General features: G+C 72.2%; 23 protein-coding genes. 14 read left to right on the top strand and 9 right to left on the bottom strand.

Going from position 1 to position 25,206, the window contains the following annotated elements; all coding sequences use genetic code 11:
• Positions 1–43: 43 nt before the first annotated feature.
• Both G6045_RS16765 and G6045_RS16760 read right to left on the bottom strand, forming a co-directional pair.
• Positions 44–853, bottom strand: coding sequence for a class I SAM-dependent methyltransferase (locus G6045_RS16765; protein WP_165332763.1), 810 nt, complete (start codon positions 851–853; stop codon positions 44–46).
• Positions 854–997: 144 nt separating this feature from the next.
• Entirely contained in the window at positions 998–2,524 is a 1,527-nt protein-coding gene (locus G6045_RS16760) for a bifunctional phosphatase PAP2/diacylglycerol kinase family protein (protein ID WP_165332762.1), read from the bottom strand.
• A 128-nt stretch (positions 2,525–2,652) separates the two neighbouring features.
• Between G6045_RS16760 and G6045_RS16755 the strand changes: the two genes are divergently transcribed.
• Both G6045_RS16755 and G6045_RS16750 read left to right on the top strand, forming a co-directional pair.
• Entirely contained in the window at positions 2,653–4,272 is a 1,620-nt protein-coding gene (locus G6045_RS16755) for an ABC-F family ATP-binding cassette domain-containing protein (RefSeq protein WP_165332761.1), read from the top strand.
• A 55-nt stretch (positions 4,273–4,327) separates the two neighbouring features.
• Positions 4,328–4,903, top strand: a complete 576-nt coding sequence (locus G6045_RS16750; RefSeq protein WP_165332760.1) for a TIGR03086 family metal-binding protein — start codon at positions 4,328–4,330, stop codon at positions 4,901–4,903.
• A gap of 28 nt (positions 4,904–4,931) precedes the next feature.
• Here G6045_RS16750 and G6045_RS16745 read toward each other — a convergent pair whose 3' ends face one another.
• Entirely contained in the window at positions 4,932–5,360 is a 429-nt protein-coding gene (locus tag G6045_RS16745; RefSeq protein ID WP_165332759.1) for a CBS domain-containing protein, read from the bottom strand.
• 94 nt (positions 5,361–5,454) lie between these two features.
• A complete protein-coding gene (locus G6045_RS16740) occupies positions 5,455–5,592 on the bottom strand; it encodes a hypothetical protein (RefSeq protein WP_165332758.1) in 138 nt (45 codons plus the stop codon).
• Positions 5,593–5,913: 321 nt separating this feature from the next.
• Between G6045_RS16740 and G6045_RS16735 the strand changes: the two genes are divergently transcribed.
• Positions 5,914–6,738 (top strand): SigB/SigF/SigG family RNA polymerase sigma factor, encoded by an 825-nt coding sequence (locus G6045_RS16735; RefSeq protein WP_165332757.1) that lies wholly within the window; start codon positions 5,914–5,916, stop codon positions 6,736–6,738.
• A 25-nt stretch (positions 6,739–6,763) separates the two neighbouring features.
• Here the strand turns inward: G6045_RS16735 and G6045_RS16730 are convergent, their stop codons facing one another.
• Positions 6,764–7,894 carry a PAS domain-containing protein gene (locus G6045_RS16730; protein ID WP_165332756.1) on the bottom strand — a complete coding sequence of 377 codons (1,131 nt, stop codon included), beginning with the start codon at positions 7,892–7,894 and terminating at the stop codon, positions 6,764–6,766.
• Positions 7,895–8,025: 131 nt separating this feature from the next.
• Here G6045_RS16730 and G6045_RS16725 point away from each other — a divergent pair, with 131 nt between their 5' ends.
• The 4 genes from G6045_RS16725 (at position 8,026) to G6045_RS16710 (ending at position 11,902) form a co-directional block, all read left to right on the top strand.
• Positions 8,026–8,745, top strand: coding sequence for an ANTAR domain-containing response regulator (locus G6045_RS16725; protein ID WP_165332755.1), 720 nt, complete (start codon positions 8,026–8,028; stop codon positions 8,743–8,745).
• Positions 8,746–8,897: 152 nt separating this feature from the next.
• On the top strand, positions 8,898–9,461 hold the full coding sequence (locus tag G6045_RS16720) for a hypothetical protein (protein ID WP_165332754.1): 564 nt from the start codon (positions 8,898–8,900) through the stop codon (positions 9,459–9,461).
• Positions 9,462–9,599: 138 nt separating this feature from the next.
• Positions 9,600–10,847 carry an aminotransferase class I/II-fold pyridoxal phosphate-dependent enzyme gene (locus tag G6045_RS16715; RefSeq protein ID WP_165332753.1) on the top strand — a complete coding sequence of 416 codons (1,248 nt, stop codon included), beginning with the start codon at positions 9,600–9,602 and terminating at the stop codon, positions 10,845–10,847.
• A complete protein-coding gene (locus G6045_RS16710) occupies positions 10,844–11,902 on the top strand; it encodes an MBL fold metallo-hydrolase (protein WP_165332752.1) in 1,059 nt (352 codons plus the stop codon). The genes G6045_RS16715 and G6045_RS16710 overlap by 4 nt, the downstream gene beginning before the upstream one ends.
• Here G6045_RS16710 and G6045_RS16705 read toward each other — a convergent pair.
• A complete protein-coding gene (locus tag G6045_RS16705; RefSeq protein WP_165332751.1) occupies positions 11,889–12,515 on the bottom strand; it encodes a DedA family protein in 627 nt (208 codons plus the stop codon). The genes G6045_RS16710 and G6045_RS16705 overlap by 14 nt on opposite strands.
• Positions 12,512–13,285, bottom strand: a complete 774-nt coding sequence (locus G6045_RS16700; protein WP_165332750.1) for an MBL fold metallo-hydrolase — start codon at positions 13,283–13,285, stop codon at positions 12,512–12,514. Before G6045_RS16700 ends, G6045_RS16705 begins: the two co-directional genes overlap by 4 nt.
• A gap of 123 nt (positions 13,286–13,408) precedes the next feature.
• Here G6045_RS16700 and G6045_RS16695 point away from each other — a divergent pair, with 123 nt between their 5' ends.
• The 6 genes from G6045_RS16695 (at position 13,409) to G6045_RS16670 (ending at position 21,038) form a co-directional block, all read left to right on the top strand.
• Positions 13,409–13,813: a hypothetical protein gene (locus G6045_RS16695; protein WP_165332749.1), complete on the top strand. Its 405-nt coding sequence runs from the start codon at positions 13,409–13,411 to the stop codon at positions 13,811–13,813.
• Between the two features lie 157 nt (positions 13,814–13,970).
• Positions 13,971–16,052: a phage holin family protein gene (locus tag G6045_RS16690; protein WP_165332778.1), complete on the top strand. Its 2,082-nt coding sequence runs from the start codon at positions 13,971–13,973 to the stop codon at positions 16,050–16,052.
• A gap of 19 nt (positions 16,053–16,071) precedes the next feature.
• Entirely contained in the window at positions 16,072–17,475 is a 1,404-nt protein-coding gene (locus tag G6045_RS16685) for an amino acid permease (RefSeq protein WP_235967959.1), read from the top strand.
• A 136-nt stretch (positions 17,476–17,611) separates the two neighbouring features.
• Entirely contained in the window at positions 17,612–18,673 is a 1,062-nt protein-coding gene (locus tag G6045_RS16680) for an ATP-binding protein (RefSeq protein ID WP_165332747.1), read from the top strand.
• Between the two features lie 49 nt (positions 18,674–18,722).
• Positions 18,723–20,528: a vWA domain-containing protein gene (locus G6045_RS16675; protein ID WP_165332746.1), complete on the top strand. Its 1,806-nt coding sequence runs from the start codon at positions 18,723–18,725 to the stop codon at positions 20,526–20,528.
• Between the two features lie 84 nt (positions 20,529–20,612).
• Positions 20,613–21,038, top strand: a complete 426-nt coding sequence (locus G6045_RS16670) for an OsmC family peroxiredoxin (protein WP_165332745.1) — start codon at positions 20,613–20,615, stop codon at positions 21,036–21,038.
• Positions 21,039–21,168: 130 nt separating this feature from the next.
• Here G6045_RS16670 and G6045_RS16665 read toward each other — a convergent pair whose 3' ends face one another.
• Positions 21,169–21,603, bottom strand: coding sequence for a VOC family protein (locus G6045_RS16665; protein WP_165332744.1), 435 nt, complete (start codon positions 21,601–21,603; stop codon positions 21,169–21,171).
• A 140-nt stretch (positions 21,604–21,743) separates the two neighbouring features.
• Between G6045_RS16665 and dnaK the strand changes: the two genes are divergently transcribed.
• Positions 21,744–23,651 carry a molecular chaperone DnaK gene (dnaK, locus tag G6045_RS16660; RefSeq protein ID WP_165332743.1) on the top strand — a complete coding sequence of 636 codons (1,908 nt, stop codon included), beginning with the start codon at positions 21,744–21,746 and terminating at the stop codon, positions 23,649–23,651.
• A gap of 39 nt (positions 23,652–23,690) precedes the next feature.
• Here the strand turns inward: dnaK and G6045_RS16655 are convergent, their stop codons facing one another.
• On the bottom strand, positions 23,691–25,160 hold the full coding sequence (locus G6045_RS16655) for a hypothetical protein (protein WP_165332742.1): 1,470 nt from the start codon (positions 25,158–25,160) through the stop codon (positions 23,691–23,693).
• Positions 25,161–25,206: the final 46 nt, after the last annotated feature.

Here is a 25,206-nt window from a genome sequence, read left to right as displayed (position 1 = left end):
AGGGGCAGGATCGTCGGGGCCAGGCGCGGGGCCGGGCTCCGGCTCAGGCGCGGATCAGCAACTCCCCGTGCAGGACGCAGAACCAGCCGTCCTCCGCCTCGCCCCACTCCCGCCAGGCCGTCGCGATCCGCTCCAGGTCCTCGGTCCTCGTGTGCCCGCCGTCGACAGCGATCTTCGCGTACGAGGAAGCCGTCGTACGATCCGCCCACAGGTCGCTCCACCAGGCGCGCTCCTCAGGGGTGGAGTACGTCCAGGTGGCGGAGGTCGCGGTCAGGTCCGTACAACCGGCCCGCAGCGCCCAGGACTTGAGGCGGCGGCCGGCATCGGGCTCCCCGCCGTTCGCCCGCGCGACCCGCCGGTACAGGGCCAGCCAGTCGTCCAGGACCGGCGACTGCGGATACCAGGTCATGGCCGCGTAGTCCGAATCCCGGACCGCGACGATCCCGCCGGGCCGGGTCACGCGGCGCATCTCGCGCAGCGCCTGTACCGGGTCGCCCACATGCTGGAGCACCTGATGGGCGTGCACGACGTCGAAGCTGTCATCGGCGTACTGCAACCGGTGCACGTCGGCGGTCTCGAACTCCGTGTTGGTCAAGCCGCGTTCGGCCGCCACGGCCCGCGCCTGGTCGAGCACGCCGGCCGCCAGCTCCACGCCCGTCACGCGGCCCTGCGGCACCAGCGCCGCCAGGTCGGCGGTGATGGTGCCCGGACCGCACCCGACGTCCAGGATCCGCTGGTCGGGCTTGATCTCCGGGAGCAGGTACGCGGCCGAGTTGACGGCGGTCCGCCAGGTGTGCGAGCGCAGCACGGACTCGTGATGCCCGTGCGTATAGACGGCGGTCTCTTCGGCCATGACCGGTACCCCTTACGGCAAAGCCCCGGGCGCCTTCACCCGGGGCGTTGTGGAAGACCGTACGCGGTCGTGCCGAATAATGAGATCCCTATCTTGCTATGCGAGACATGCGCGTGAGGCTTTCACACCCCGGCACGAGCGTGCTCAGAACGGCTCCGGCCGGTACACCGTCAGCGCTTCCGGGAGCTTGTCGAGTTGCAACTCGCCTCCGGCGGAGACCACTTCGCCGTCGTACGCGAGCGGAGTGCCGGGCGCGAGCCTCATGACACGCAGCCTGCGCACCCGTACCGCCGCATGGGCGGGGGAGCGGCTGAGCGGGCCCGCGAACGCGGCCGCGAGCAGCCGGAGGCCGGGCCTGCGGCCGCCGTGCGCCACCCGCACGTCGAGCAGCCCGTCGGCCAGGTCATGGCGGCGCGCGGGGGCCAGGCCCATGCGGTGGTACGTCCCGTTGCCGGCGAACAGGAGCCACAACGCCCGCCGCTTGCCGCCCATTTCGACCTCGAGGGGCCGCTCGGAGCCCAGGACGTCACCGGCGGCGAGCACCCCGGCCGGCCAGCCGCCGATCCGTCGTGACCAGCGGTCCCGGTGGCGTACCAGCTCCGGGTACACGCCGATGCTGAACGTGTTGAGGAACAGGCCCGTGGTGTCCCCGACCCGGAAGCGGCCCACATCCACCGCCACCGCCTCGCCGCGGGACAGGGCGCGGGCGAGGTCGCGTTCGCCCTCCACGCCGAGGTCGTACGCGAAGTGGTTGAGCGTGCCGCCGGGCAGGACCGCGAGCGGCAGTCCGTGGCGCAGGGCGATCTGGGCGGCCGTGTTCACCGAGCCGTCGCCGCCGCACACGCCGAGCACCCGCGCCCGCTTCGCCGCCTTCTCCAACTCGTCGACGAAATGCTCCGGTTCGCATTCCACGAGCTCGGTGCCGGGCAGCGCGGTCAGCAGGGCCCGTGCCCGGTCGGCCGTCTTGGCCCCGGAGTTGACCACCATCACCAGCCCCTCGCCGTCCGGCAGCACCGGTGCTTCGGCATGCGGCCGGCCGGGGGAGCGGCGCTGGTCGCGGGTGGGCACGAGGCCCCGTACGGCGAAAGCGGCGCCCACGCCGAGCGCCGCGCCCGCGAGCACATCGGCCGGATAGTGCACTCCGGTGTAGACCCGCGACAGCGCGACGGCCCCGGCGACCGGGGCGACGACCGCGCCCCAGCGGCGCGACTCCAGGGCCACGCCCGTCGCGAAGGCGGCCGCGGAGGCGGAGTGGCCGGAGGGGAACGAGGTCGTGATCGGCTGGTGTTTGAGCTGGCGGATCAGCGGTACGTCGTCCCGCAGCGGGCGCGCCCGGCGGACCGCGCGCTTGCCGAAGGTGTTCACGGTGCCCGAGGCCAGCGCGAGAGAGGCGAGCCCGCGGGCGGCGGCCCGGCGCGCCCGGGGCGAGCGGGTCAGGGTCAGGGCGGCGGCCGAGGCGAACCAGAGCACGCCGTGGTTGGCGCTGCGGCTCAGCCAGGGCAGCAGCGGATCGGCGCCCGGCCAGTGCCGCCTGGCCACGCCGTCGAAGACCTTCAGATCGAGCGCGACAAGCCGCGATCGTCCGGCGGACACGACCGCCACGGGCCCTTTCACGCGCGGATCCGCGAACACGTCGATGCGTGGCAGAGGGAAGGCATCACGTTTACCCATGGTCCCCGGGTACCCGGAACCCGCAAGGTCACAGCTGACCGGGGCTGGGGTGAAGCCCTCAGTTTCGGAGCGGGCGGGCAGGGAAACCGGTTTGCCCCGGGCCGGGGCCGACCCGCAGAATCCGCCCCATGGGACATCTGGAAGCAGCGCACCTCGAGTACTACCTGCCCGACGGACGGGCGCTGCTCGGTGATGTGTCGTTCAGGGTGGGCGAAGGCGCCGTCGTCGCCCTCGTGGGGCCGAACGGGGCCGGCAAGACCACCCTGCTCCGGCTGCTCTCCGGCGAGCTGCAGCCGCACGGCGGCGGTGTCACCGTCAGCGGCGGGCTCGGCGTGATGCCGCAGTTCATCGGCTCCGTACGCGATGACAGCACGGTACGTGACCTGCTCGTCTCCGTGGCCACTCCCCGTATCCGGGAAGCGGCGAAGGCCGTGGACGCCGCCGAACACCTGATCATGACGGTGGACGACGAGGCCGCCCAGCTGCGGTACGCCCAGGCGCTCTCCGACTGGGCCGAGGCGCGCGGCTACGAGGCCGAGACGCTCTGGGACATGTGCACCATGGCGGCCCTCGGCGTGCCGTACGAGCGGGCCCAGTTCCGCGAGGTCTCCACCCTCAGTGGTGGCGAGCAGAAGCGCCTCGTCCTCGAGTCGCTGCTTCGCGGCACCGACGAGGTCCTGCTCCTCGACGAGCCGGACAACTACCTCGACGTACCCGGCAAGCGCTGGCTCGAGGAGCGCCTGAAGGAGACCCGCAAGACCGTCCTGTTCGTCTCGCACGACCGCGAGCTCCTCGCCCGCGCTGCCGAGAAGATCATCAGCGTCGAGCCGGGTCCTGCCGGTGCGGACGCCTGGGTGCACGGCGGCGGCTTCGGCACCTTCCACGAGGCCCGCAAGGAACGCTTCGCGCGCTTCGACGAGCTGCGCCGCCGCTGGGACGAGAAGCACGCCCAGCTCAAGAAGCTGGTCCTCAATCTGCGCCAGGCCGCCGAGAACAGCCCGGCAATGGCCTCGCGCTACAGCGCCGCACAGACCCGGCTCCGCAAATTCGAGGAGGCCGGTCCGCCGCCCGAGCCGCCGCGCGACCAGGACATCACCATGCGCCTGCACGGCGGACGCACCGGCGTACGCGCGGTGACCTGCAAGAACCTCGAGCTCACCGGTCTGATGAAACCCTTCGACCTGGAGATCTTCTTCGGCGAGCGGGTCGCCGTCCTCGGCTCCAACGGCTCCGGCAAATCGCACTTCCTGCGGCTGCTCGCCGGCGACGAGGTGCGGCACACCGGCGACTGGAAGCTCGGCGCGCGCGTCGTGCCCGGGCACTTCGCGCAGACCCACGCGCACCCGGAGCTGTTCGGGCGCACCTTGCTCGACATCCTGTGGCGCGAGCACGCCAAGGACCGCGGCGCGGCCAGTTCGATGCTCCGCCGCTACGAGCTGACCGCCCAGGCCGAGCAGCCCTTCGACCGTCTCTCCGGCGGCCAGCAGGCCCGCTTCCAGATCCTGCTGCTCGAACTCCAGGGCTGTACGGCCCTGCTGCTCGACGAGCCGACGGACAACCTGGACCTGGAGAGCGCGGAGGCGCTCCAGGAGGGCCTCGAGTCCTTCGAGGGCACGGTGCTCGCGGTGACCCACGACCGCTGGTTCGCGAAGTCCTTCGACCGCTATCTGGTGTTCGGGTCGGACGGCAAGGTCCGTGAGTCGACCGAGCCGGTCTGGGACGAGCGGCGGGTGGAGCGGGCCCGCTGACGAGGGGCGTGCGCGCGCTGCTGCGCCCGGGCCGCCGTAGCGGGACACTGGACCCATGGCTGTCGCAAGCGTGCTCACCCACCACCGCGATGCCCTGGCCGAGTTCGCCGACCGGGTGCACCGCATCACCGACGACCAGTGGACCGCCGCCACGCCCTGTACGGAGTGGAACGTCCGCGACCTCGTCAACCATCTGGTCGCCGAGCAGCTCTGGACCGTCCCGCTGGTACGGGACGGGGCGCAGATCGCCGAGGTCGGGGACGCCTACGACGGGGATGTGCTCGGCGACGATCCCGTCGGCGTCTGGGACCGCACCTCACGCGCCGCCCACGAGGCCTTCGCCGCACCCGGGGCCCTGGAGCGCACGGTGCATCTCTCGTACGGGGACACCCCGGCGGCCGCGTACTGCGCGCAGATGACCACCGATCTCGTGGTGCACACCTGGGATCTGTCGCGCGCGATCGGCGCCGAGGAGCGGCTGCCGCAAGGTCTGATCGATGCGGCGGTACGGGAAGTCGCGCCGTATGCGGCCGACTTGGACAAGAGCGGTGTGTTCGGGCCTGCGGTCGAACCGCCGCCGGGCGCCGACGCCCAGACGAAGCTGCTGTGTCTGCTGGGGCGCAATCCCTGACCTCAGCCGGGAAGCGGCGTCCCCGACCTCAGCCCGGCCAGCTGTCCGGTTCCGTGCCGCTGATCTGCGCCAGCGTCGACGTCGGGTCGAGCGCGACGGCCAGATCGCCCAGGCTGACCATCCCCACGGGGCGGCCGTCCTCGATGACCGGCAGCCGGCGCACCGCGTACTGGCGCATGAGCGCGACAGCCGCCGTCACCGAGTCGTCGGGCGAGACCGCGACCGGATGCGGGGTGCACACGGCCTGCGCGCTCACGGTCAGCGGATCCGCCCCGTCGGCCACGGCGCGCAGCGTGATGTCGCGGTCGGTCAGCACGCCGAGCACCGTGCCCTCGGCGGCCACGAGCACACCGCCGATGTCCTGGGCGCGCATCAACTGCGCGGCCTCGACCAGCGAGGCATCAGGGCGTACCGCCACGACACCCGGAGTCATCACGTCCCTCACGATGTCGGCCATGACGGGCCCTTTCCTGCGATTCCCCCGCTACAGGGGAGACGGGTGACCCCGGTCGCAGTACCCGCATCGAGCCCGGGCATGCCTGCGGCGGACGTCACGGCGTGGGCAACTCCCGGCGGATCGCGCCCTCTTCGGGTTCCTCGACGGATGGCAGCAGGAGTTCCTCGTAACGGCCGAGCGCGAGAACCACACCCAGCATGACCAGGGGTGTCAACACAGCGAACAGTGCCATGATCGGGCCCTTCCCCGACGGGATGTCGACGACCGGGTCTCCCTGTCAAGGCCGGGCAAACACCGCATGAAGGGGCGGATCCGCTGTTCGTCGAGCGAAGCGTGGCCCGAACTCGGCCCCTGCGGCAACTGCCCTGGCATTCAACGCGTTTGAGTATCCAAAGCCCGGGCATGCGCAACTCGTGCTTCGGATCGGAGGCACATCCGCGGGAGCAGTCGCGCCCGTCCGGATGGGCCTTCGCCTGTATCCGTTCCGGCCGCGCTTCTCACTCCCCGGTGTCCGTCGCCAACAGCGAGCACCCTTTTGGGAGTTGCAGCCCCCATGCGTACCTCCACTGGAGTCAAACGCCATCCGCACGACGACGCCCCCGACACAGCCGCCGCCTTCCGCAGGCTGGCCGCGCTGCCGGACGGGCCTCAGAAGGACGCACTGCGCCAGGAACTGGTCTGCGCCTGGCTGCCCATGGCCGATCGCCTCGCCGGCCGTTTCCGCGGCCGCGGCGAGTCCCTCGAGGACCTGCGCCAGGTCGCGGCCCTCGGCCTCGTCAAGGCCGTCGACCGCTACGACCCCGACCGCAGCCACGCCTTCGAGAGCTACGCCGTGCCGACCGTGACCGGCGAGATCAAACGCCATTTCCGCGACCACATGTGGACCCTCCACGTGCCGCGGCGCGTCCAGGACCTGCGCAACCGCGTACGGTTCGCGTCCCAGGACCTCGCGCAGACCATCCCGGGCCGCGCCCCGACGCTCGAGGAGATCGCGGACCGCGCGGGCATGAGCGTGGAAGAAGCCAAGACCGGTCTCGAGGCACTCGACAGCTTCACCGCCCTGTCCCTGGACGCCGAACTCCCCGGCAGCGACGACGGCTACGCGCTGCGGGACGCGCTCGGCGCCCCCGACCCGGCGATCGACATCGTCGTCGACCGCGAAGCGATCAAGCCGCAGCTGCGCGCCCTGCCGGAACGCGAGCGCGCCATCCTGTACATGCGCTTCTTCGGCGATATGACACAGAGCCGGATCGCCGAACAGCTCGGCATCTCGCAGATGCATGTGTCCCGGCTGATCAGCCGCTGCTGCGCGTCGATGCGCGCCGAGGTCATGCACGACGAGAGCGAGACCGAGGAGGAGCTGCCCAAAGCGGCGTGAGCCACCGCGCCTTGCGCAGGACCGGTCACCGCGCCTTGCGCAGGGCCAGCGCCACATGCCGTGACATCACATCCACGGCCTGCGCCTCCGCCAGCGAGAACGCGAGTCGCGCCCCGCAGCGGAACAGCGTGACCACCCCCTCGACCGGACCCCCCTCCGGGCCGGCGAGGGGGACGCACAACAGCGAGGACACATCGGCGCGTACCAGGACCGGGACGTCGCCCGCGTCACGCCCGAACGCGTCCGGATCCTCCGGGCGCACCTGAAGCGCCGTGGAACCGCCGCGCGCCGCCTCCACCACGAGGGGGCACGTGGCGGGATCCTGACGCGCGACGGCGTCGACCGCGTCGCTCTCCTGCTGCGGTCCGAGCACCTGCGTCCGTACGGGCTGCCGCGCGCCCAGATCGGCGACCACCCAGTCCGCGAAACGGCCGTGCAGCACCGACGCCGCCCGGCGCAGCAGCGCCGTGCGATCCCCGGCGGGTGCCGAGAGCAGCTCGGTGGTCATCGTGTCGAGCAGATCGAGCAGCGCCGCGTTGCGGGTCGCCTCCGCGAGATCGGGCTCCGGGCCGTACGGCCGCTCATGGCGCTCCGGGCGTGGCAGTCGCCGGGACGTGCCGGGCTGCAGGACCACCAGGACCACCGGGTGGGGTTCGGCGCCCGGGCGCAGGGCGGTCAATGTCGCCCGTATGTCGTCCGTGGGGCGCTGCTGAAGATGCAGGGTCAGACTGCGGTCGCCCTCGCCGCGCGCCACCGCCGCCGTCTGCGAACGCAGCGCCGCGCGGTCGGCGTGCGCGAACATTCCGGCGAACGGGCGGCCCGTGGCGTATCCGGCGCGTACACCCGTGAGGCCGGATGCGGCGAAGTTCATCCGCCGTACGACGGTGTCGCGGTCCATCAGGACGACCGGAAGCGGCAGCCGCTGGAACACGGCGCGCAGCAGCTGCTCCTCCTGGCGGGCCGCGAACTGGCCGCTCGCGGCGGCGATTTGTTCGAAGCGGGGCCATAGTTGCTCGGCCACATGGTCGAGTTCGAACAGGGCCGTGTCGAGGACGGAGCGCAGATCACCGTCCGGAATCGTCCGTGCCGCTCTCAACTCCCCTACGCGGCGCAGGAAATCCGCGAGATCCTCACCGAACTCATCCGCTTGCGCCATGGAGCGAAAGTTAGCGGCTGCGCGCCTGTTCGCGCAGGGTGCCGGGGTGACCTGCGGAAGATTCCGCCGCCCAGGCCGGCGTTTGTGCAGGATCTCCGAGGGCACCCGCACAAAGAGAGGAGGAACCTCCGATGCCGGAACCGGCGTGGTGCAGCCCCTCCACCGTCCCGCCCGGACGTCATCTCTCCGAGCTCGCCGAACAGGCCGTGCGCTGCACGGCCGACTGCTGCGGAGCCGACGCCACCGTGACCGAACCGGGCGCGGACGGAGTCCGTGGCGGACGCGCGGGACCCGTCGCGGTCACCCACCCCGATCTCGCCTCCGTCGTCACGGCCCAGCTGCGCTCCGGCGCGGGACCCATCCCGGAAGCGATCGCCACCGGGGAGCCCGTGGGCGCGGACGACCTCCTGCACGAGCAGCGCTGGCCCGAGTTCCGCGCCCGCGCCCTGGACTCCGGGGTGCGCGCGGCCGTCACCCTTCCGTTCCCGCGGGCCGGCCTGACCGTGGTGCTCAGCCTCTACAGCTTCCGCAGCGGCACCATCACCCCCGCCGCCTGCGGCCCGGCCCGCGCGCTCGGCGAACTGGCGTCGACCTGCCTCGTCCGCGACGAGCGCTACCGCGCGGCCCTCGCCGAGATCGACCAGCTGGGCACCGCGCTGCGCACACGCCCCGTGGTCGACCAGGCCAGCGGAATCGTGATGCACGTCCTCGGCTGCGGCGCCGACGACGCCTTCGCCATCCTGCGCCGCATCTCCCAGCACTCCAACGAGAAGCTCGCGGACGTCGCGGCGGAGGTCGTACGCCGCCGGGGCCGGGGCCTGGAGAAGGAGCTGTCGACGCTGGCGACCTGACTGCGGCCCCCGGGCCCCCTGGCCTCACCCAACCGGCCCCAGCTCTCGCGCGAATGGCCCGTCGGCGGGGCGGGTGACGAGGGGTCAGGTTTCCATGGGTGCGCGGCACGAAGTGCGTGCCGATGCCTGAGGCGTCGAAGGAGCCCGCACCCATGCGTACCGCCCGAGTGTTCGCAGCCGCCGCGCTCGCCACGGCCGCCGTGGCCGGCGCCGCCCCCGGCGTATACGCGGCCGACACCGCCGCCGAAGTCAGTCCGCGCACCGTCGCCCCCGGCGGGATGGTGACGATCTCGGTGTCCTGCCCATACGCCGACCGCGACGGGTATCCGGAGTCCATCACGGCGAACTCCCAGGCGTTCTCGGGCGGCTCCGTCCGGCTCCACAAGGTGGAGAATGCCGCGATCCCCGGCGTGGGCCCCGCCTACAACGGCACCGCCCGGATCGCGGCCAACGCCAACTTCTCCTCCGGCGGCCCCAACTCGGTCGGGAACTCCTCCCAGTGGGGCGTCGACGGCACCTGCCCCGGCGGCGCCCAGTGGTACGCGAGCTTCCACGTCGACCGGGGCGCCCCCATCCACTACGGCGTACAGGGCGGCATCGGCGGCAGCTTCACCGACTCCACGCAGACGATGCTCACGGGCGCGGTCCTGGTCCTCGGCGCGCTCGGCGCCACGTACTACGTCATCCGTCGCCGCCAGAGCGACACGGAGAGCTGACCGCAGGTGGGAGCCGGCGCCCCGGCCAGGGGCTGTTCGCCGGTCCCCGCCCGTATCCCGGGGCCCGCAGCCGGGCAGGGATACGGGCGGCGGCACGTCCACCCGCATCCCGCTCGGCGCCAGAACACGGAGGCAGGCATGGAGCGGACGCTCCCCGAAGGCCACGGCCCGGTCCGCTACGGGCCACCCGCCCCCGAGCCCGGACTGCCGGTGCTGCCCGAACTCGCCGCGGTCCTCGCCGCGTCCGCCGGGCGCGCCCACACCGAACCGGTCGGCGGGAGCCCCGCGCTCCTCGACGCTGCCGCGGGGTACATGCGGCGGCGCGGCATGCCGGCGGAACGGAGCCAGCTCGCCGCGGCCCCCGGCGCTGCACCGCTGCTGTGCGCGCTGATCGCCGCGACGGGCGGTGACGTCCTGCTGCCCAGGCCGTGCACGGCCTGGTGGGCGCCGCAGGTCCGCCTCCTGGGCCGGCAGGCCTTCCATGTGCCCACACCGCCCGAGTGCGGGGGAGTGCCCGATCCGTACGCGCTCCTGGAGACCGTACGGAGAGTGCGCGCCGAAGGCGGTGACCCGCGGCTGCTCGTGCTCTCCGTCGCCGACGACCCCACCGCGACCGTGCCCCCGCCGGAGGTGCTGCACGAAACCGTCGAGGCGGCGCTGCGCGAAGGGCTGCACATCGTCTCCGACGAGACCTGGCGCGACACCCTGCACCATCCCGAGGAGACGGTACTCATCGGACCGGCCGAGATGGCCCCCCGGCACGTCACCGTGCTGGCCGATCTCGCGGGCGCCTTCCTTCCGCCCGACTGGCCGGCCGCCGTCGCGCGTTTCCCCGCCACCGGCGAAGGCGCGGCGCTCAGAGCCCGCGCCCTCGACGTCCTGACCGTGCTCGGCTCGTCCGTGGCGGCGCCCGTCGCCGCGGCCGCCGCCTACGCACTGGGTGAACCGGCCGAGGTGACCGACCGCCTGACCGCCGCCGTACGGCTGCACGCCAGGGTCGCCGAGGCCGTGCACCGCTCCGTGCTCGCCGCGGGCGCGCTCGGCCGGGCGCCCGTGGCCGGACGGCATCTCTATGTCGACTTCGCGCCCCTGGGCGACGCGCTCGCGGAACGCGGCGTCACCGACGCGATGGAGCTCGAGGACCATCTCACCGAGCGGTTCGGCATGCCCGTGCCCGGCGGCCACCGCTTCGGCGACGGCCTCGGCGCGCTGCGCGCCCGTATCTCGGTGGCCCCGCTGCTCGGCACGGACACCGAGCAGCGTCTGGCCGCCCTCACCGCACCCGACCCCCTGGAACTCCCGCATGTGGAACGGGCGCTCACGGCTCTGGCCGGCGCTCTCGACGACCTGCGTGCCGACGCCCGGAGAACGGAGCCGCCTCGATGACCCAGGAGACGCAGCAGTCCCTCACGCCGACGCCGGACGTCACCCCCTCGACGACCTCCCTGCGCCGGCTCGCCGAACGCCGCACCTGGCCCCGCTCCTTCGCCGACCGCCTGACCGCGCCCCTGCCCGGAGTGAAGGCGCTGGCCCGGTTCGCCCGCGAAGGCGCCGTACGGCCGGACCGCTCCTGTCTCGAGGAGATCCCCCAACTGCCGTTCGCGCCGGGCCCGCTGCCGCGGACGGACGCCGACACCGTGGCCGTCACCTGGGTCGGACACGCCAGCTGGGTGCTGCGGATCGGCGGTCTGACGGTGCTCACCGACCCCGTGTGGTCCCGCAAGATCCTCGGCACCCCGGCCCGGGTCACCCCCGCGGGCGTCGCCTGGGACGCGCTGCCTCCCGTCGACGCCGTGGTCATCAGCCACAACCACTACGACCACCTCGACGCGCCCACCCTCAAACGGCTGCCGCGGGAGACACCGGTGTTCGTACCGGCCGGTCTCGGACGCTGGTTCCGCCGCCGGCGCTTCGTATGCGTCACCGAACTCGACTGGTGGGAGGCGGCCGAACTGCGGGGAGTGCGCTTCGACTTCGTGCCCGCGCACCACTGGTCCAAGCGCGGCCTCACCGACACCTGCCGCACGCTGTGGGGCGGCTGGGTGCTCACCGACCCCCACGGCCAGAAGGTCTACTTCGCCGGCGACACGGGCTACGGGCACTGGTTCGAGCAGATCGGCGCCCGCCACCGGGGCATCGACCTCGCCCTGCTGCCCATCGGCGCGTACGAGCCCCGCTGGTGGCTGCGCGATGTGCACTGCGACCCCGAAGAGGCGGTCCGCGCGATGGACGACCTGGGCGCACGGCGGATGGCACCCATGCACTGGGCGACCTTCCTGCTGTCGGCCGAACCGGTCCTCGAACCCCTGCACCGCGTCCGTGCGGCCTGGCGCGCGGCGGGCCGGGCCCGCGCGGACCTGTGGGATCTGGCGGTCGGGGCGTCCCAGGTCATCGAACGGACGGCGGACGAGCGTACGGCGGACGGGCTCAGCCCGGGCTGAGCCGCGCCCGCACCCGCCGCCACAGCATGGGTGCCGCGCTGATCAGGAGGGTCAGGCCGATCGCGGCGGCCACGCCCTCCCACGGCTCGGGGAACAGCGATCCGCCCAGGATCCCGATGAGTTGGTACGTCACCGCCCAGGCGAGGCACGCGGGCAGATTGCCCCGGGCGAACCGCCGCAGCGGCCACTTGGCGAGCAGGCACGCGAGCATGACGGGGATACGTCCCGCGGGCACGAGCCGCGACAGGACGAGCACGCTCACGTTGTGCTCGTGCAGCTTGCTCTGCGCCTGCTCCAGACGCTCCTGCGGGGCGCGGTCGCGAATCGCCTTCAGCCAGCGCGAACCGTTCTTCGACCGCATCCCGCGCGCACCGAGCCAGTACAGGATCGTGTCCCCGATGAACGCGGCGAGCGCGGCGACCGCGAACACATACAACTGCGACTGCGGCGCCGACTGATGAAACGCGAGCGCGGCGGCCGAGCTGACCAGGGCGCCCGTCGGCACCACGGGCACCAGCGCGCCGAGCACCACGAGCAGGAACAGCGACGGATATCCGACGGCCTGCGGGGTCGAGTCCGACGTCACGGACTCGGCGATCGCGAGCAGGCTCACGTGGCGACCTCCGGCCGCACGCCCTCGCCCTGGGCCAGGAGGTGAACGGCCACGTCCGGCGCCCGGAGGGCTGCCTGCCGTACGAACTCCTCGCCGGGGGCGTGGAATTCATGCGGCCGCACGGCGTCCATGCCGATCGGCCAGTACGTGCCGAAGTGCACCGGCACGGCACTGCGCGGCGCGAGACGGGCCAGCGCCTCGGCGGCCCGGGCGGCGTCCAGATGGCCGTGCCCGAGGAACGGACCCCAGCCGCCCACCGGAAGCAGCGCCACATCGACGGCACCGACCACGTCGGCCATCTCGTCGAACAGGCCCGTGTCCCCGGCGAAATAGGTCCGCGCGGCTCCCTCGACCACGAACCCGAGCGCGGGCGAGCGATGCGGCCCGAACGGCAACCGGCGTCCGTCGTGCCGCGCGGGCACGACCCGCACGGTCAGCTCGCCGACCCGCACCTCGTCACCCGGCTCGACCTCGACGAACCGCAGATGCCGCAGCCTGCGCAGCCCGGGCACCGCGGCGCGGGCCCCGCGCGGCAGCACCACCTGCGTACCGTCCGCAAGGCTCGCAAGGGAGGGCACATGCAGATGGTCGGCGTGCAGATGCGAGACGAGCGCGGCGTCCGCCTCGGTGGCCGGCGGCGGCGGTACGTCACCGCGGCGGCGGCGAAGATGCGCCAGTCTGCGGGCGAACAGCGGATCCGTGAGCACCCGGGTCCCCGAGTCCTCGACCGTGCAGGTGGCATGCCCCCACCAGGTGATTTCCACCGGCACCGAGCTGCTCCTTCCGCTGGTCCGTTCTGCGTCTGTTCGCCTCATGTACCTCCTATGACCATACGGTGCGCAGTAGGGTCGGCGCGGAAACGCGGGAGACCACTCGCCTCAGGGGGACGGCCGATGGCACAGCTGCGGATCGCGGCCATCGCCAGCCTGGTTCCGCTGGAGGAACTGGACCGTGAACCGTTCCTGGTGGACAGCCGCGGCCAGCACGCCATGTGCGCGAAATGGGCGGCGGACCGCGGCCATGTCGTCACACGGGAGCTGCTGCTGCACGGCCTGCGTCCCGACCACGCGGCCCTGTGGCGCGATGTCGACGCCGGCGAGGTGGACGTCTTCCTGGCGCCGAGCGGGCGGGTCCTCGAGCGCGCGGTGCTCTCGGTGGGGGAGTTCGCCGCCGAGTGCGCGCGCCGGGGCGTGCCCCTGGAGACGGTGGGCGCTCCCGAGCCCGCGTACGACGCGGAGATGAAGGCCCGGGTCCACCGCCGCCTGTCGATGCCGACCGCGGGCTACAACGGCTGCTGACCGGCCGTCGGACGCCCGCCCCGGACAACGGACCCGCACCGCCACAAACCACCCCCGCCCGTATGAAACCCTGGGGGCCGGGCCGCAAGGCGCCCGGAAGGACGAGGTGGACGTGGCCGAAGGACGATGGCGGCGAACCGGTGGTGCGCTGTGGCGGATGGTCGCCGTCTGGGCGGCGAGCACGCTCACGATGCTGATCCTCGCCGGCCTCCTGCCCGACTTCCGCCTCCAGGCGGACTCGGGTGACAGCGCCACCCGGATCGGCATCACCGCCGGCATCGGGGCGGCCGTCTTCGGTGTGCTCAGCGCGCTCGTGTGGCCCTTCGTCGTGCGGGCCCTGCTGCTCGTCCCCGCCCTCGTGCTCGGCCTGCTCGTCTTCTTCCTCAACGGCTCACTCCTGCTGCTCGCCCTGAGCCTCATCCCCGACGACAGAGGCGAGGCGGCCCCCGAGACCGCGGTGGTCGTCGCCGCGGTGATGTCCGCCGTCGCCTCCGCGACCGCCGCCGCACTCGCCGTACGCGACGACGACGCGTACCGCCGCAGGCTCTACCGGCTCGCGGACCGCCGACGCCGCAAGCAGGCCGCCGCCCGCGGACCGCGCATGCCCGGCACGGTCTTCGTCCAGCTCGACGGCGTCGGCCACGACGTACTGCGACGGGCGGTCGACGACGGCCATATGCCCACCGTCGCGTCCTGGCTGAAGACCACCCACCAGCTCACCCCGTGGCGCACCGACTGGTCGAGCCAGACCGGCGCGAGCCAGCTCGGCATCCTGCACGGCGACAACCACGACATCCCCGCCTTCCGCTGGTACGAGAAGGACACCGGCGAGGTCATGGTCTGCAACCGTCCCGCGAGCGCCGTCGAACTCCAGCGCCGCGCCATCGAGCGCACCGGCGACGGCGGACTGCTCACGGTGGACGGCGCGAGCCGCGGCAACCTGTTCAGCGGGGGCGCCGAGCAGGTGGCCCTCGTCCTGTCGATCGCGGCACGGCGCGGCAAGGAGAACCGTTCGCGCGCCGGGTACTTCGCGTACTTCTCGGATCCCGCCAACGCCGTGCGTACCGCGATGTCCTTCGTGGCCGAAGTGGGCCGGGAGATGGGGCAGTCCACGCGCGGGCGGCTCAGGAAGACCCGGCCGCGGATCAAGCGCGGCGGGCTCTACCCGTTCATCCGCGCCTTCGCGACCGTGATCGAACGCGATGTCGTGGTCGCCGCGGTGATAGGGGACATGCTGGTCGGGCGTACCGCCGTCTACGCGGATCTGGTCGCGTACGACGAAGTGGCCCATCACTCCGGGCCCGGCAGCAGGGACGCCGCCCTGGTCCTGGAGCGGCTGGACCGCTCGATCGCGCTGATCGCGAAGGTCGCCGAGCACGCGCCGCGGCCGTACCGCATCGTGCTGCTCTCCGACCACGGCCAGAGCCCGGGGGAGACCTTCCGGCGCCGCTACGGACTCACCCTCGCCGATCTGGTGCGCGCCGGCTGCGGACTGCCCGTGCCGCGCAAGGCGCGCCGTACCCACAGCGGGGCCGAGGCCCGTTCCGCGGTGCGGGCCGCGATGCACCGTCCGGTCGAGGAGGGCGAGAACGAGCACCGTCCGCCCGCCGGCAAGGACCCCATCGTGCTCGCCTCCGGGAACCTCGGCCTGGTCTCGTTCCCGGACGTGCCCGAGCGGATGACCCGGGAGCAGATCGACGCCCGCCATCCCGCGCTGCTGGCCACGCTCGCCAACCACCCGGGCGTCGGCTTCCTTCTCGTACGCTCCGAGCGCGGCGGCGGGGTGATCCTCGGCGCGCGCGGGGCCGAGAGGTACCTGGACGAACTGGCGGACGGCGAGCAGGACTTGGGTCCGCTGCAGGATTTCGGCCCGGGCGCCCTGGCCGCCGTACGCCGCACGGACTCCTTCCCGCACACCGCCGACATCATGGTCAACTCGGCGGTCGAGGAGGGCGAAGTGCTCGCCTTCGAGGAGCAGATCGGCTCGCACGGCGGGCTCGGCGGCGAGCAGAGCCACGCGTTCCTGCTCTCCCCGCGCGCGCTGTCCGCGCCGGTGGCCGAGGGGTGCGAACTGATCGGCGCCGAGCGCGTCCACCGCGTGCTGCGCCGCTGGCTGCGCGAGGCGGACGGCCCCCAGGTGCCGGTCCCCGAGCCGGACCCCGCGGAGTTCGAGGTACCGATGCGGCCGCACGGTGATGTTGCGGCCATCGACCGCGCCGTACCGGACAAAACCGCTTGAAGTGGTGCAGCGTGTCCGCATGGAGCACCCCACCCCCGCACCCCTGCTGACGGACGAGCCCGACGAGCTCAGCAAGCACGCCCGACGCTTCGGACTGCCCATCGCCACCTGCCTGGTGATGGGCAACATCGTCGGCGGCGGCATCTTCCTGCTGCCCAGTTCGGTGGCCCCCTACGGCACCATCGCCCTGGTCGCCTTCGCCGTCCTCACGGTCGGCGCGCTGGCCCTTGCGCTGGTGTTCGGCCGGCTGGCGCAGCGCGATCCGCGCACCGGCGGCCCGTACGTCTACGCCCGCGAGGCCTTCGGTGACTTCGCGGGATTCCTGGCGGCCTGGTCGTACTGGATCACGGCCTGGGTCTCCAACGCCGCGCTCGCCGTGATCGCGGTCGGCTATCTCGGGGTGCTGTTCCCCGGCATCGTCGAGCACAAGTGGTCCATGTGCCTGGCGGCGCTCGTCGTGCAGTGGCTGCCCGGCTTCGCCAACTTCGCCGGCACGCGCTACGTGGGCGCGGTCCAACTCGTCGCCACCGTCCTGAAGTTCGTACCGCTGCTGCTCGTCGCGATCGGCGGGCTGTTCTTCTTCGACTCCGGCAACCTCGGACCGTTCCTCGCCGACGGCGAGAGCCCGCTCGGGGCGATCTCGGCCGCGGCCGCGATCCTGCTCTTCTCGTACCTCGGCGTCGAATCGGCGGCGATGAGCGCGGGCGAGGTGAACAATCCACGGCGCAATGTCGGACGCGCCACGATCCTCGGCGTCCTGTGCGCGGCCGTCGTCTATCTGCTCGGCACGCTCGCCGTGTTCGGGATGCTGCCGCACGAGCAGGTGGTGGGCTCCACGGCGCCGTTCTCGGACGCGGTCGACGTGATGTTCGGCGGCACCTGGGGCGGCACCCTCGTCGCCTGGGCCGCGGTGATCTCCATCCTCGGCGCGCTCAACGGCTGGACCCTGCTCAGCGCCCAGGCGCCCTACGCCGCGGCGAAGGACGGTCTGTTCCCGCAGATCTTCACGCACAAGGAGCGCGGCGTCCCGACGGTCGGAGTCGGCATCACGGTCGTCCTGGCCTCGCTCCTGACGATCTATCAGTACGCGGCGGGATCGGAGGGCGTCTTCACGCTCCTGGTCACCGTGACCACCTTCATGGCGACCGTGCCCTACCTGCTGGCCGCCGCCGCCCAGATCTTCCACCTGCTCTGCGGCCGGGGCGACCTCGTCAACCGCGGCCGCCTCGTGACCGACTCCGTGGTCGCGGTGGCCGCCTTCGCCTTCGCGATGTGGCTGGTGGCGGGGGCCGGCTATCAACCCGTTTACCAGGGCGTGCTGTTCCTCTTCGCGGGCGTGCTCGTCTACGCGTGGATGTCGGCGCGGAAGGTGCGCGGGGCCACCGGTACGGCGCCGGCGCCGGCACGGGCACCGGCGCCCTGAGCGCCGAGCGGAAAATGAGCTGCGCCCGGCCGCGCACCCGCCCACACTGTCCGTACCGGACCAGCCCGTGGGTGCGCGGCGGCAGAGCCGCGCCCGGGTGTCCTCACCTCGCTCATTTCCCGCAAGGAGCCCTCGTTTGCAGTCCGCCGTAGCCGTCACTCCCGCCCGCGTCCCCGAGCTGCTGCTCGGCCTCGCCACGGTGCGGCCCGTGTTCCTGTGGGGTGCGCCCGGCATCGGGAAGTCTTCGCTGGTACGGGCGTTCGCAGACTCGCTCGGCCTGGAGTGTGTGAGCCTGCTCGGGACGCAGCTCGCCCCGGAGGACCTGATCGGGGTGCCCCAGATCCGTGACGGGCGCTCGGTGTTCTGCCCGCCCGAGGCCATCGCCCGCGACGAGCCGTACTGCCTCTTCCTCGACGAGCTCAATGCGGCGACGCCTGACGTCCAGAAGGCCTTCTACTCGCTGATCCTCGACCGCCGCATCGGCAGTTACGAACTGCCAGCGGGCTCCATCGTCATCGGCGCCGGCAACCGCTCCACGGACAACGCGCTCGCCCGCCCCATCGCCTCCGCCCTGGTCAACCGCCTCACCCATGTCCACCTCCAGGCCTCGTCCGAGGACTGGCTGAGCTGGGCGCACAGCAACGGCATCCACCCCTGGGTCCTCGACCACCTCACCGACCGGCCCGACCATCTGTGGTCCAAGCCGCCGAAGACCGAGCAGCCCTTCTCGACGCCCCGCTCGTGGCACATGCTCTCCGACGCCCTGCACTCCTTCGGGCCCGCGCTCGACGAGGAGACACTCAAGGTCATCGCCCACGGCTGCCTCACCCCCGCCCACGCCGTCTCCTTCTGCGGATACGTCAAGATCGTGCGCCATGCGTACGGGATCGAGGCGATCATCAAGGGCGAGGCGTCCTGGCCCCGAAGGATCGAGGACCGGGACCTCCTGTACTTCCTCGCCGAGGCCTTCCGTGCCCGGCTGCGCAAGGAACTGCCCGCGTCCAAGGAGCACGTCAACGCGCACGGCCGCCAACTCGCGTACCGGGCCAAGGCGTTGCTGGTGCAGCTCGCGGAGATATCCGTCGAGGTCGCGCAGACCGTCATCGCGGACGACGCCGACGACCAGCCCGTACTGCCGGCCTGGTTCCTGATCGAGGCGGCGCGCGACATGCCGCGGCTCGTGGAGGCGCGGCGATGAACCGCGTACGCGGGGGACTCGGCCCTACGCGGGCGCAGGGCCTCGCGCCGTGAGCCGTACCCGCAAGCAGGATTCCGAGGTCAGGCCGGATCCGGCCACGAAGGCCTTCGTGGCCGGGCTCCAGCAGGTGTTCGCCAACCCCGCCCTCAACTCCGTACAGGCGAAGATCTGCCGGGAGCAGGATTGCCGGAGCGCGCCGGAGGGCGGCCTGGCGACCGTCAGCTCCAACGGCACCGTGCACGCGCACCGTACGAAGCACGCCGACCCCGCGACCTGGGCCTGGTCGCTCGCGCACTGCATCATCCACCTCGGCTTTGGCCATGTACCCGCCGCCAAGGGGGAGCGGACGCAACCCGACCGCTACGACCTCGCCGCGCGCTGCGCCGTGGTCAACCGCTTCCTCCTTACGTTCCCCATCGGCCGTGCCCCCGAGGACCTGCCCGCCTCCTACCCGGGCGGCGACGAGGAGCAGATGGCGGCCGGCTGGCGCAGGGACGGCGCCATCCCGGCGGCGTACCGGAACTGCGGTACGGCCGGCGGCCGGGCCGACCAGATCCTGCGGCCCTGGCACGACCCGTGGAACGACCCGCCGGACTGGCAGGAGGCCTTCGCGCGCGCCCTGACCGGCACCATGTCCAAGGCCATGGACATGGCGGGCGGCCTGCGCGACGCCCTCGACGGGCGGCCGACCCGCCGTGCGCCGTGGGACCACGCGCTCAACTGGTTCGTCTCCTCGTACCCGCTGCTCGGCGCCATCGCCGCGGGCATGACGCTCGTCGCCGACGCCGAACTCGCCCGCGCCCACCACATCTCCGTCGCCGCGGTGAACGCCGCCGCGGCCGAGATCTACATCAACCCGCTGGTGCGTCTCGGCGACGAGGAGTGGCGCTTCGTCCTCGCGCACGAGATGCTGCACGCCGCCCTGCGGCACGCCGACCGCTGCGGCGCCCGGGATCCTTATCTCTTCAACGTGGCCGCCGATTACGTCATCAACGCCTGGCTGTGCGAGATGGACGTCGGCGTCATGCCCCAAGGTGCCCTGTTCGACCCGCAGTTGAGCGGTCTGTCCACCGAGGAGGTCTACGACCGGATCGCCGGCGACCTGCGCCGGATCCGCCGCCTCGCCACACTGCGCGGCAAGGGGCTCGGCGACGTGCTGGGCGAGCCGATCACCGGGCCCGCGCACCACGTCGACCTCGACGAGTACTACCGGCGCGGGCTCGCGCAGGGCTTCGATCTGCACCAGGCGCGGGAACGCGGCACGCTCCCCGCGGGCCTGGTCGAGGAGATCAAGGCGCTGTCCCAGCCTCCGCTCGCCTGGGATGCGCAACTGGCCCAGTGGTTCGACGAGTTCGTGCCCCGGCCGGAACCGGTCCGCAGCTATGCCAGGCCCGCGCGCCGTCAGGCCTCCACACCGGACATCCCGCGCGCCGGCCGGTACTTCCCGCCGGAGGAGATCAGGCGCTGCACCTTCGGTGTCGTCCTCGACACCTCCGCCTCGATGAGCCGCACCCTGCTCGGCAAGGGCCTCGGCGCCATCGCCTCGTTCGCCACGGCGCGCGACGTCCCGGCCGCGCGCGTCGTGTTCTGCGATGCGGCGCCGCACGACGCGGGCTATCTGCCGGTCACGGACATCGCCGAGAAGGTACGCGTACGGGGGCGCGGCGGCACCGCACTGCAGCCCGGTATCGACCTGCTGCACCGGGCCGAGGACTTCCCGCCGGACGCACCGGTCCTCGTCATCACCGACGGCGGCTGCGACGTTCTGCGCATCCGGCGGGAGCACGCCTTTCTGCTGCGCGCAGGCGGATCGCTTCCGTTCACTCCTAAAGGTCCCGTTTTCCGGGTGACCTGATCGCGGACGGGGTCGCTGATGTGGTCGGATGGGGGAGGACGTCACCCAACCGTCCACCGACGTCCCGCAGAGGAAGGAATTGTCGTGGCCACCACGCGCAGCGCACACACCGTCTGGGAAGGCAGCCTCACGGAGGGCTCCGGAACGGTCACCTTCGACTCGTCCGGCATCGGCGAGCAGGCCGTCTCCTGGCCGTCCCGTGCCGAGGAGGCGAACGGCAAGACCAGCCCGGAGGAGCTGATCGCGGCCGCCCACTCCAGCTGCTTCTCGATGGCGCTCTCGCACGGTCTGACCGGTGCGGGCACCCCGCCCACCAAGCTCACGACCTCCGCCGATGTCACGTTCCAGCCGGGCACCGGGATCACCGGTATCCACCTCACCGTCGAGGGCGAGGTGCCCGGGCTCGACGACGCGGCCTTCCAGGCCGCCGCGGAGAACGCCAAGGCCAACTGCCCGGTCAGCCAGGCACTCACCGGCACCACGATCACGCTGAGCGCCAAGCTCGCCTGAGCCGTGCGGCCATGAGCGCGACGCCCCGGACCTGCGAGGTCCGGGGCGTCGTGCTGTCTCAGGCGCTGTCTCAGGCGCGGTCTCAGGTGCGGTCCCGGGAGCCGTCTCGGGTGCCGCCCCAGGCCCTGCCTCAGGTGTCGCCGAAATCGGGCAGCGTGAGCGACCCGTCCTCGGCCAGCGGGAACCCCGGATTGTGCGCGACCTCCCACAGATGGCCCTCCGGATCGGCGAACGCCCCGGAGTAGAAGCCGACGACGTTCACCTCGGCCGGCTTCGTCACCGTCCCGCCGGCCCGTTCCGCCGCGGCGAGCAGTTCGTCGACCTCCTTGTCGGACCTGACGTTGTGCGCGAGCACGATGCCGCCGAATCCGCCCGCCGTCCCGGCCTCGACACCGGCGTCCGCCGCGAGCTTCTCGCGGTCCCACAGGACGAGGCCCAGACCGCCCGCCTGGTAGAAGACCGTCTCCTCGACCTCCTGCCCCTGCCAGCCCAGCGCCTCGTAGAAGCGTTTGGCCCGGGCCAGATCGGTAACTCCGAGTGTGATCAGGGTGATGCGCTGCTCCATGCCCCGACGGTACAACCGGAGGAGTCGAGGGCAACCGGACGCGACGAGCGCCACCGGACCGACCGTCCGGGGCATTGACAAGAGCCCGCTCAAGTTTTGTGCTGGAGATCCGGGAGTGGGGCTGTCGGAAGGGGACTGACATGGCACGCGCGGTCGGCATCGATCTCGGTACGACGAACTCTGTGGTCGCGGTCCTCGAAGGCGGCGACCCCACTGTGGTCGCCAACGCCGAAGGAGCACGCACCACGCCGTCCGTCGTCGCCTTCGCCAAGAACGGCGAAGTCCTCGTCGGCGAGGTCGCCAAACGGCAGGCCATCACCAACATCGAGCGCACCGCGCGCTCCATCAAGCGCCATATGGGCGAGACCAGTTGGCGCTTCCCCGACGAGGGGACCATCGACGGCAGCCGGCTGCGCGCCCAGGAGCTGTCCGCGCGCGTGCTGCAGAAGCTGAAGCGGGACACCGAGGCGTATCTGGGCGAGACGGTCACGGACGCCGTGATCACCGTGCCCGCGTACTTCGACGACACCCAGCGCCAGGCCACCAAGGAGGCCGGTGAGATCGCGGGCCTCAAGGTGCTGCGGATCATCAACGAGCCGACGGCCGCGGCTCTCGCGTACGGACTCGACCGCGGCGACGAGCAGACGGTCCTGGTCTTCGACCTGGGCGGCGGCACCTTCGATGTGTCGCTGCTCGAGATCGGTGACGGGGTCATCGAGGTCAAGGCCACCAATGGCGATACGAAACTCGGCGGCGACGACTGGGACCAGCGGGTCGTCGAGCATCTCGTCAAGCAGTTCAAGAACGGCCACGGGGTCGATCTCGCCAAGGACAAGATGGCCGTGCAGCGGCTGCGCGAGGCCGCCGAGAAGGCGAAGATCGAGCTGTCCTCCGCCAACGAGACCACGGTCAACCTGCCGTACATCACGGCCAGTTCCGCCGGACCGCTGCATCTGGAGGAGAAGCTCACCCGGGCCCAGTTCCAGGAGCTCACCAAGGATCTGCTCGACCGCTGCAAGGAGCCCTTCCACCAGGCCGTCAAGGACGCCGGTATCAAGCTCTCCGCCGTGGACCACGTGATCCTCGTCGGCGGCTCGACCCGGATGCCCGCCGTGACCGAACTGGTCAAGCAGCTCACCGGCAAGGACCCCCACAAGGGCGTCAATCCGGACGAGGTCGTGGCGGTGGGCGCGGCTCTCCAGGCCGGCGTCATCCGCGGCGATGTGAAGGACGTGCTGCTCCTCGACGTCACCCCGCTCTCCCTCGGCATCGAGACCAAGGGCGGCATCATGACGAAGCTCATCGAACGCAACACGACCATCCCCACCCGCCGTTCGGAGGTCTTCACCACCGCGACCGACAACCAGCCCTCCGTCGGCATCCAGGTCTTCCAGGGGGAGCGGGAGATCGCCGCGTACAACAAGAAGCTCGGCGTCTTCGACCTCACCGGACTGCCGCCCGCGCCCCGCGGCGTCCCGCAGATCGAGGTGACCTTCGACATCGACGCCAACGGGATCATGCACGTATCGGCGAAGGACCTCGCGACGGGCCGTGAGCAGAAGATGACCGTCACCGGCGGATCGGCGCTCCCGAAGGACGACATCGACCGGATGATGCGCGAGGCCGAGCAGTACGCGGACGAGGACCGCCAGCGCCGCGACGCGGCCGAGACCCGCAACGGCGCCGAGCAACTCGCCTACCAGACCGAGCGGTTCCTCGCCGACAACGCCGAGCGGATCCCCGCCGACACCAAGACGGAGGTCGAGGACGCCCTGACCGAGCTCAAGCGGGTGATCGGGCAGTCGAACGCCGACATCGAAGAACTCCGCGGCGCCACGGAGAAGCTGGGCACGGTCAGCCAGCGCATGGGCCAGGCGATGTACGCCCAGGCCGCCCAGGGGTCGAGCGACCAGCCCCAGGACGCTCAGGCCGGGAACGCTCAGTCCGCGGACGCCCCGCCCGCGGACGACGTGGTCGACGCGGAGATCGTCGACGACGAACGCGACACTCCGCCCGGCGACCGGGACGCCAAGGGGGGTGCGGCGTAGCGCGGTTGGGCGAGGCCCTTGCGGAGCGCCGCAGGACGGTCAGGCGCCGATGCCCGCAGCCCATTTGCGCCGCTTGAGCACGTACGGGCTGAACAGGTGCGCGCACCGCTCATAGAGCGCCGCCACTTCGGCGTCCCCGCGGGGCAGCCCGACCGGCCGCTCCCAACGCTGCACGGACAGGCCTGCCCAGTGCCGCAGCTTCGGATCCGGGTCGTCCAGGAGACTTACGGCGGCCCGGAGTTGGGGCAGCCCGCCCTGCCGGTCGAGCAGCCTGAAGGCGGCGACCCGGATGTGCCGGGGGCGATCGGCCCCGAGGCGGGCGAGCAGCCATGCGGAGGGGACCGCCACCGGCGCCGCGGCGAGCGTGGCGGCGACCTCGCGGGCAACGCCGGGCGCCGGATCGTCCAGGAGCGGCAGCAGCCGGTCCGCGCTCGCGGAGTGCACCGAATCAAGGGCGCGCAGCCCCGCCACCGCACTCGCCCTGATGCGCGCGACCGAATGCCCGGTCAGCGCCCAGAGCACGTCGGCATCCGTACGGTCGCCGCATTCGGCCAGACCGATCGGCGCCCCGGGCGGCATCTCGTCGCCGGCCGCGCACCAGGCGAGGTAGCGCGGACGGGGTTCGACGCCCAGCTGCCGTACGACATAACGGGCGCAGGCGCGCACCACCGGTGCACGGTCGGCGAGGAACGGCACCGCCCGTTCGGCCTGTCCGGACCGGCGCAGCGCGGTCACTCCGGCCGCTCGCACGCGCGGGTTGCGGGCTTCGAGCAGCGGATCGAGTGCTGCGTCGTACGTATCGACGGGTACGGCCGCGAGGGCCGCGTCCGCGCACACGTGCTGTACGACGACGTCGCTGTCGCGCATGGCGGCGCGGGAGAGTTCGGCAGGCGAGAGGCGCTGCTCGGCGATGGCGAAGCGGTACGCGAAGCGCCGTACGTCACGGTCCGGGTGCGCGAGCCGTGGCTCGAGCCGGTCCTGCGGTGCCTCGCGCAGGGTGCGGCGCAGCAACTCCGTGCCGAAATCGGCACGTTCTCGCCCTGCGACCCGCAGGATCACGGGAGCGAGTCCCGTGAGCTGTGCCCTGTCCAGCAGAGGGAGCGCGGTCCGCAGCGCGGCCCGCGCCCGCTCACGTACCGGAGCGGCCCAGTCAGTGGCGCGTACGACGATCAGTGGCAGGAGCTGCGGGCGCCCCGCGGCTTCCCGGATCGAGGCCTCCCGGACCCGGCCGTCCGGGTGGCACAGGGCCAGAGCGAGACGGGTGTCCACAAGTTCCTTGGCCCGCAGCCGCACGGTCGGCAGCGTCGCGTCCGGCTCCCAGGAGAAGCGCTGTCCGGCGAGCTCCGCCCGCGTCGGCAGCAAAAGCCTTTGGGGTCCCCGGAGTTCCCGTACGCCGACGTCGAGGGAGACCCAGGCTTCGGGGTCCGTCGTGTCCAGCGCCTCGCCCAAGGGCGCGCCTTGCACGAGCCGTAGCGCCGCCGCCACCCCCTCGCTGCTGTCAGCACGCATCTGCGTCCCACCCCTTCCTGCCTCTGACCTGCGGCAAGGGTAGGGC

This window comes from Streptomyces mesophilus, assembly GCF_011044995.1.
In the GTDB taxonomy this organism is placed as follows: Bacteria; Actinomycetota; Actinomycetes; order Streptomycetales; family Streptomycetaceae; genus Streptomyces; species Streptomyces mesophilus.
This window is presented reverse-complemented; position numbering and strand designations above follow the sequence as displayed.

Coding starts and splice junctions, on each gene's coding strand:
- G6045_RS16725 (WP_165332755.1), top strand. CDS start 8,026: ATGCCGGAACCGGCGTGGTGCAGCCCCTCCACCGTCCCGCCCGGACGT.
- G6045_RS16665 (WP_165332744.1), bottom strand. CDS start 21,603: ATGGAGCAGCGCATCACCCTGATCACACTCGGAGTTACCGATCTGGCC.
- G6045_RS16685 (WP_235967959.1), top strand. CDS start 16,072: ATGGAGCACCCCACCCCCGCACCCCTGCTGACGGACGAGCCCGACGAG.
- G6045_RS16695 (WP_165332749.1), top strand. CDS start 13,409: ATGGCACAGCTGCGGATCGCGGCCATCGCCAGCCTGGTTCCGCTGGAG.
- G6045_RS16710 (WP_165332752.1), top strand. CDS start 10,844: ATGACCCAGGAGACGCAGCAGTCCCTCACGCCGACGCCGGACGTCACC.
- G6045_RS16720 (WP_165332754.1), top strand. CDS start 8,898: ATGCGTACCGCCCGAGTGTTCGCAGCCGCCGCGCTCGCCACGGCCGCC.
- G6045_RS16740 (WP_165332758.1), bottom strand. CDS start 5,592: ATGGCACTGTTCGCTGTGTTGACACCCCTGGTCATGCTGGGTGTGGTT.
- G6045_RS16750 (WP_165332760.1), top strand. CDS start 4,328: ATGGCTGTCGCAAGCGTGCTCACCCACCACCGCGATGCCCTGGCCGAG.
- G6045_RS16655 (WP_165332742.1), bottom strand. CDS start 25,160: ATGCGTGCTGACAGCAGCGAGGGGGTGGCGGCGGCGCTACGGCTCGTG.
- G6045_RS16765 (WP_165332763.1), bottom strand. CDS start 853: ATGGCCGAAGAGACCGCCGTCTATACGCACGGGCATCACGAGTCCGTG.
- G6045_RS16690 (WP_165332778.1), top strand. CDS start 13,971: ATGGTCGCCGTCTGGGCGGCGAGCACGCTCACGATGCTGATCCTCGCC.
- dnaK (WP_165332743.1), top strand. CDS start 21,744: ATGGCACGCGCGGTCGGCATCGATCTCGGTACGACGAACTCTGTGGTC.
- G6045_RS16730 (WP_165332756.1), bottom strand. CDS start 7,894: ATGGCGCAAGCGGATGAGTTCGGTGAGGATCTCGCGGATTTCCTGCGC.
- G6045_RS16745 (WP_165332759.1), bottom strand. CDS start 5,360: ATGGCCGACATCGTGAGGGACGTGATGACTCCGGGTGTCGTGGCGGTA.
- G6045_RS16760 (WP_165332762.1), bottom strand. CDS start 2,524: ATGGGTAAACGTGATGCCTTCCCTCTGCCACGCATCGACGTGTTCGCG.
- G6045_RS16715 (WP_165332753.1), top strand. CDS start 9,600: ATGGAGCGGACGCTCCCCGAAGGCCACGGCCCGGTCCGCTACGGGCCA.
- G6045_RS16755 (WP_165332761.1), top strand. CDS start 2,653: ATGGGACATCTGGAAGCAGCGCACCTCGAGTACTACCTGCCCGACGGA.
- G6045_RS16735 (WP_165332757.1), top strand. CDS start 5,914: ATGCGTACCTCCACTGGAGTCAAACGCCATCCGCACGACGACGCCCCC.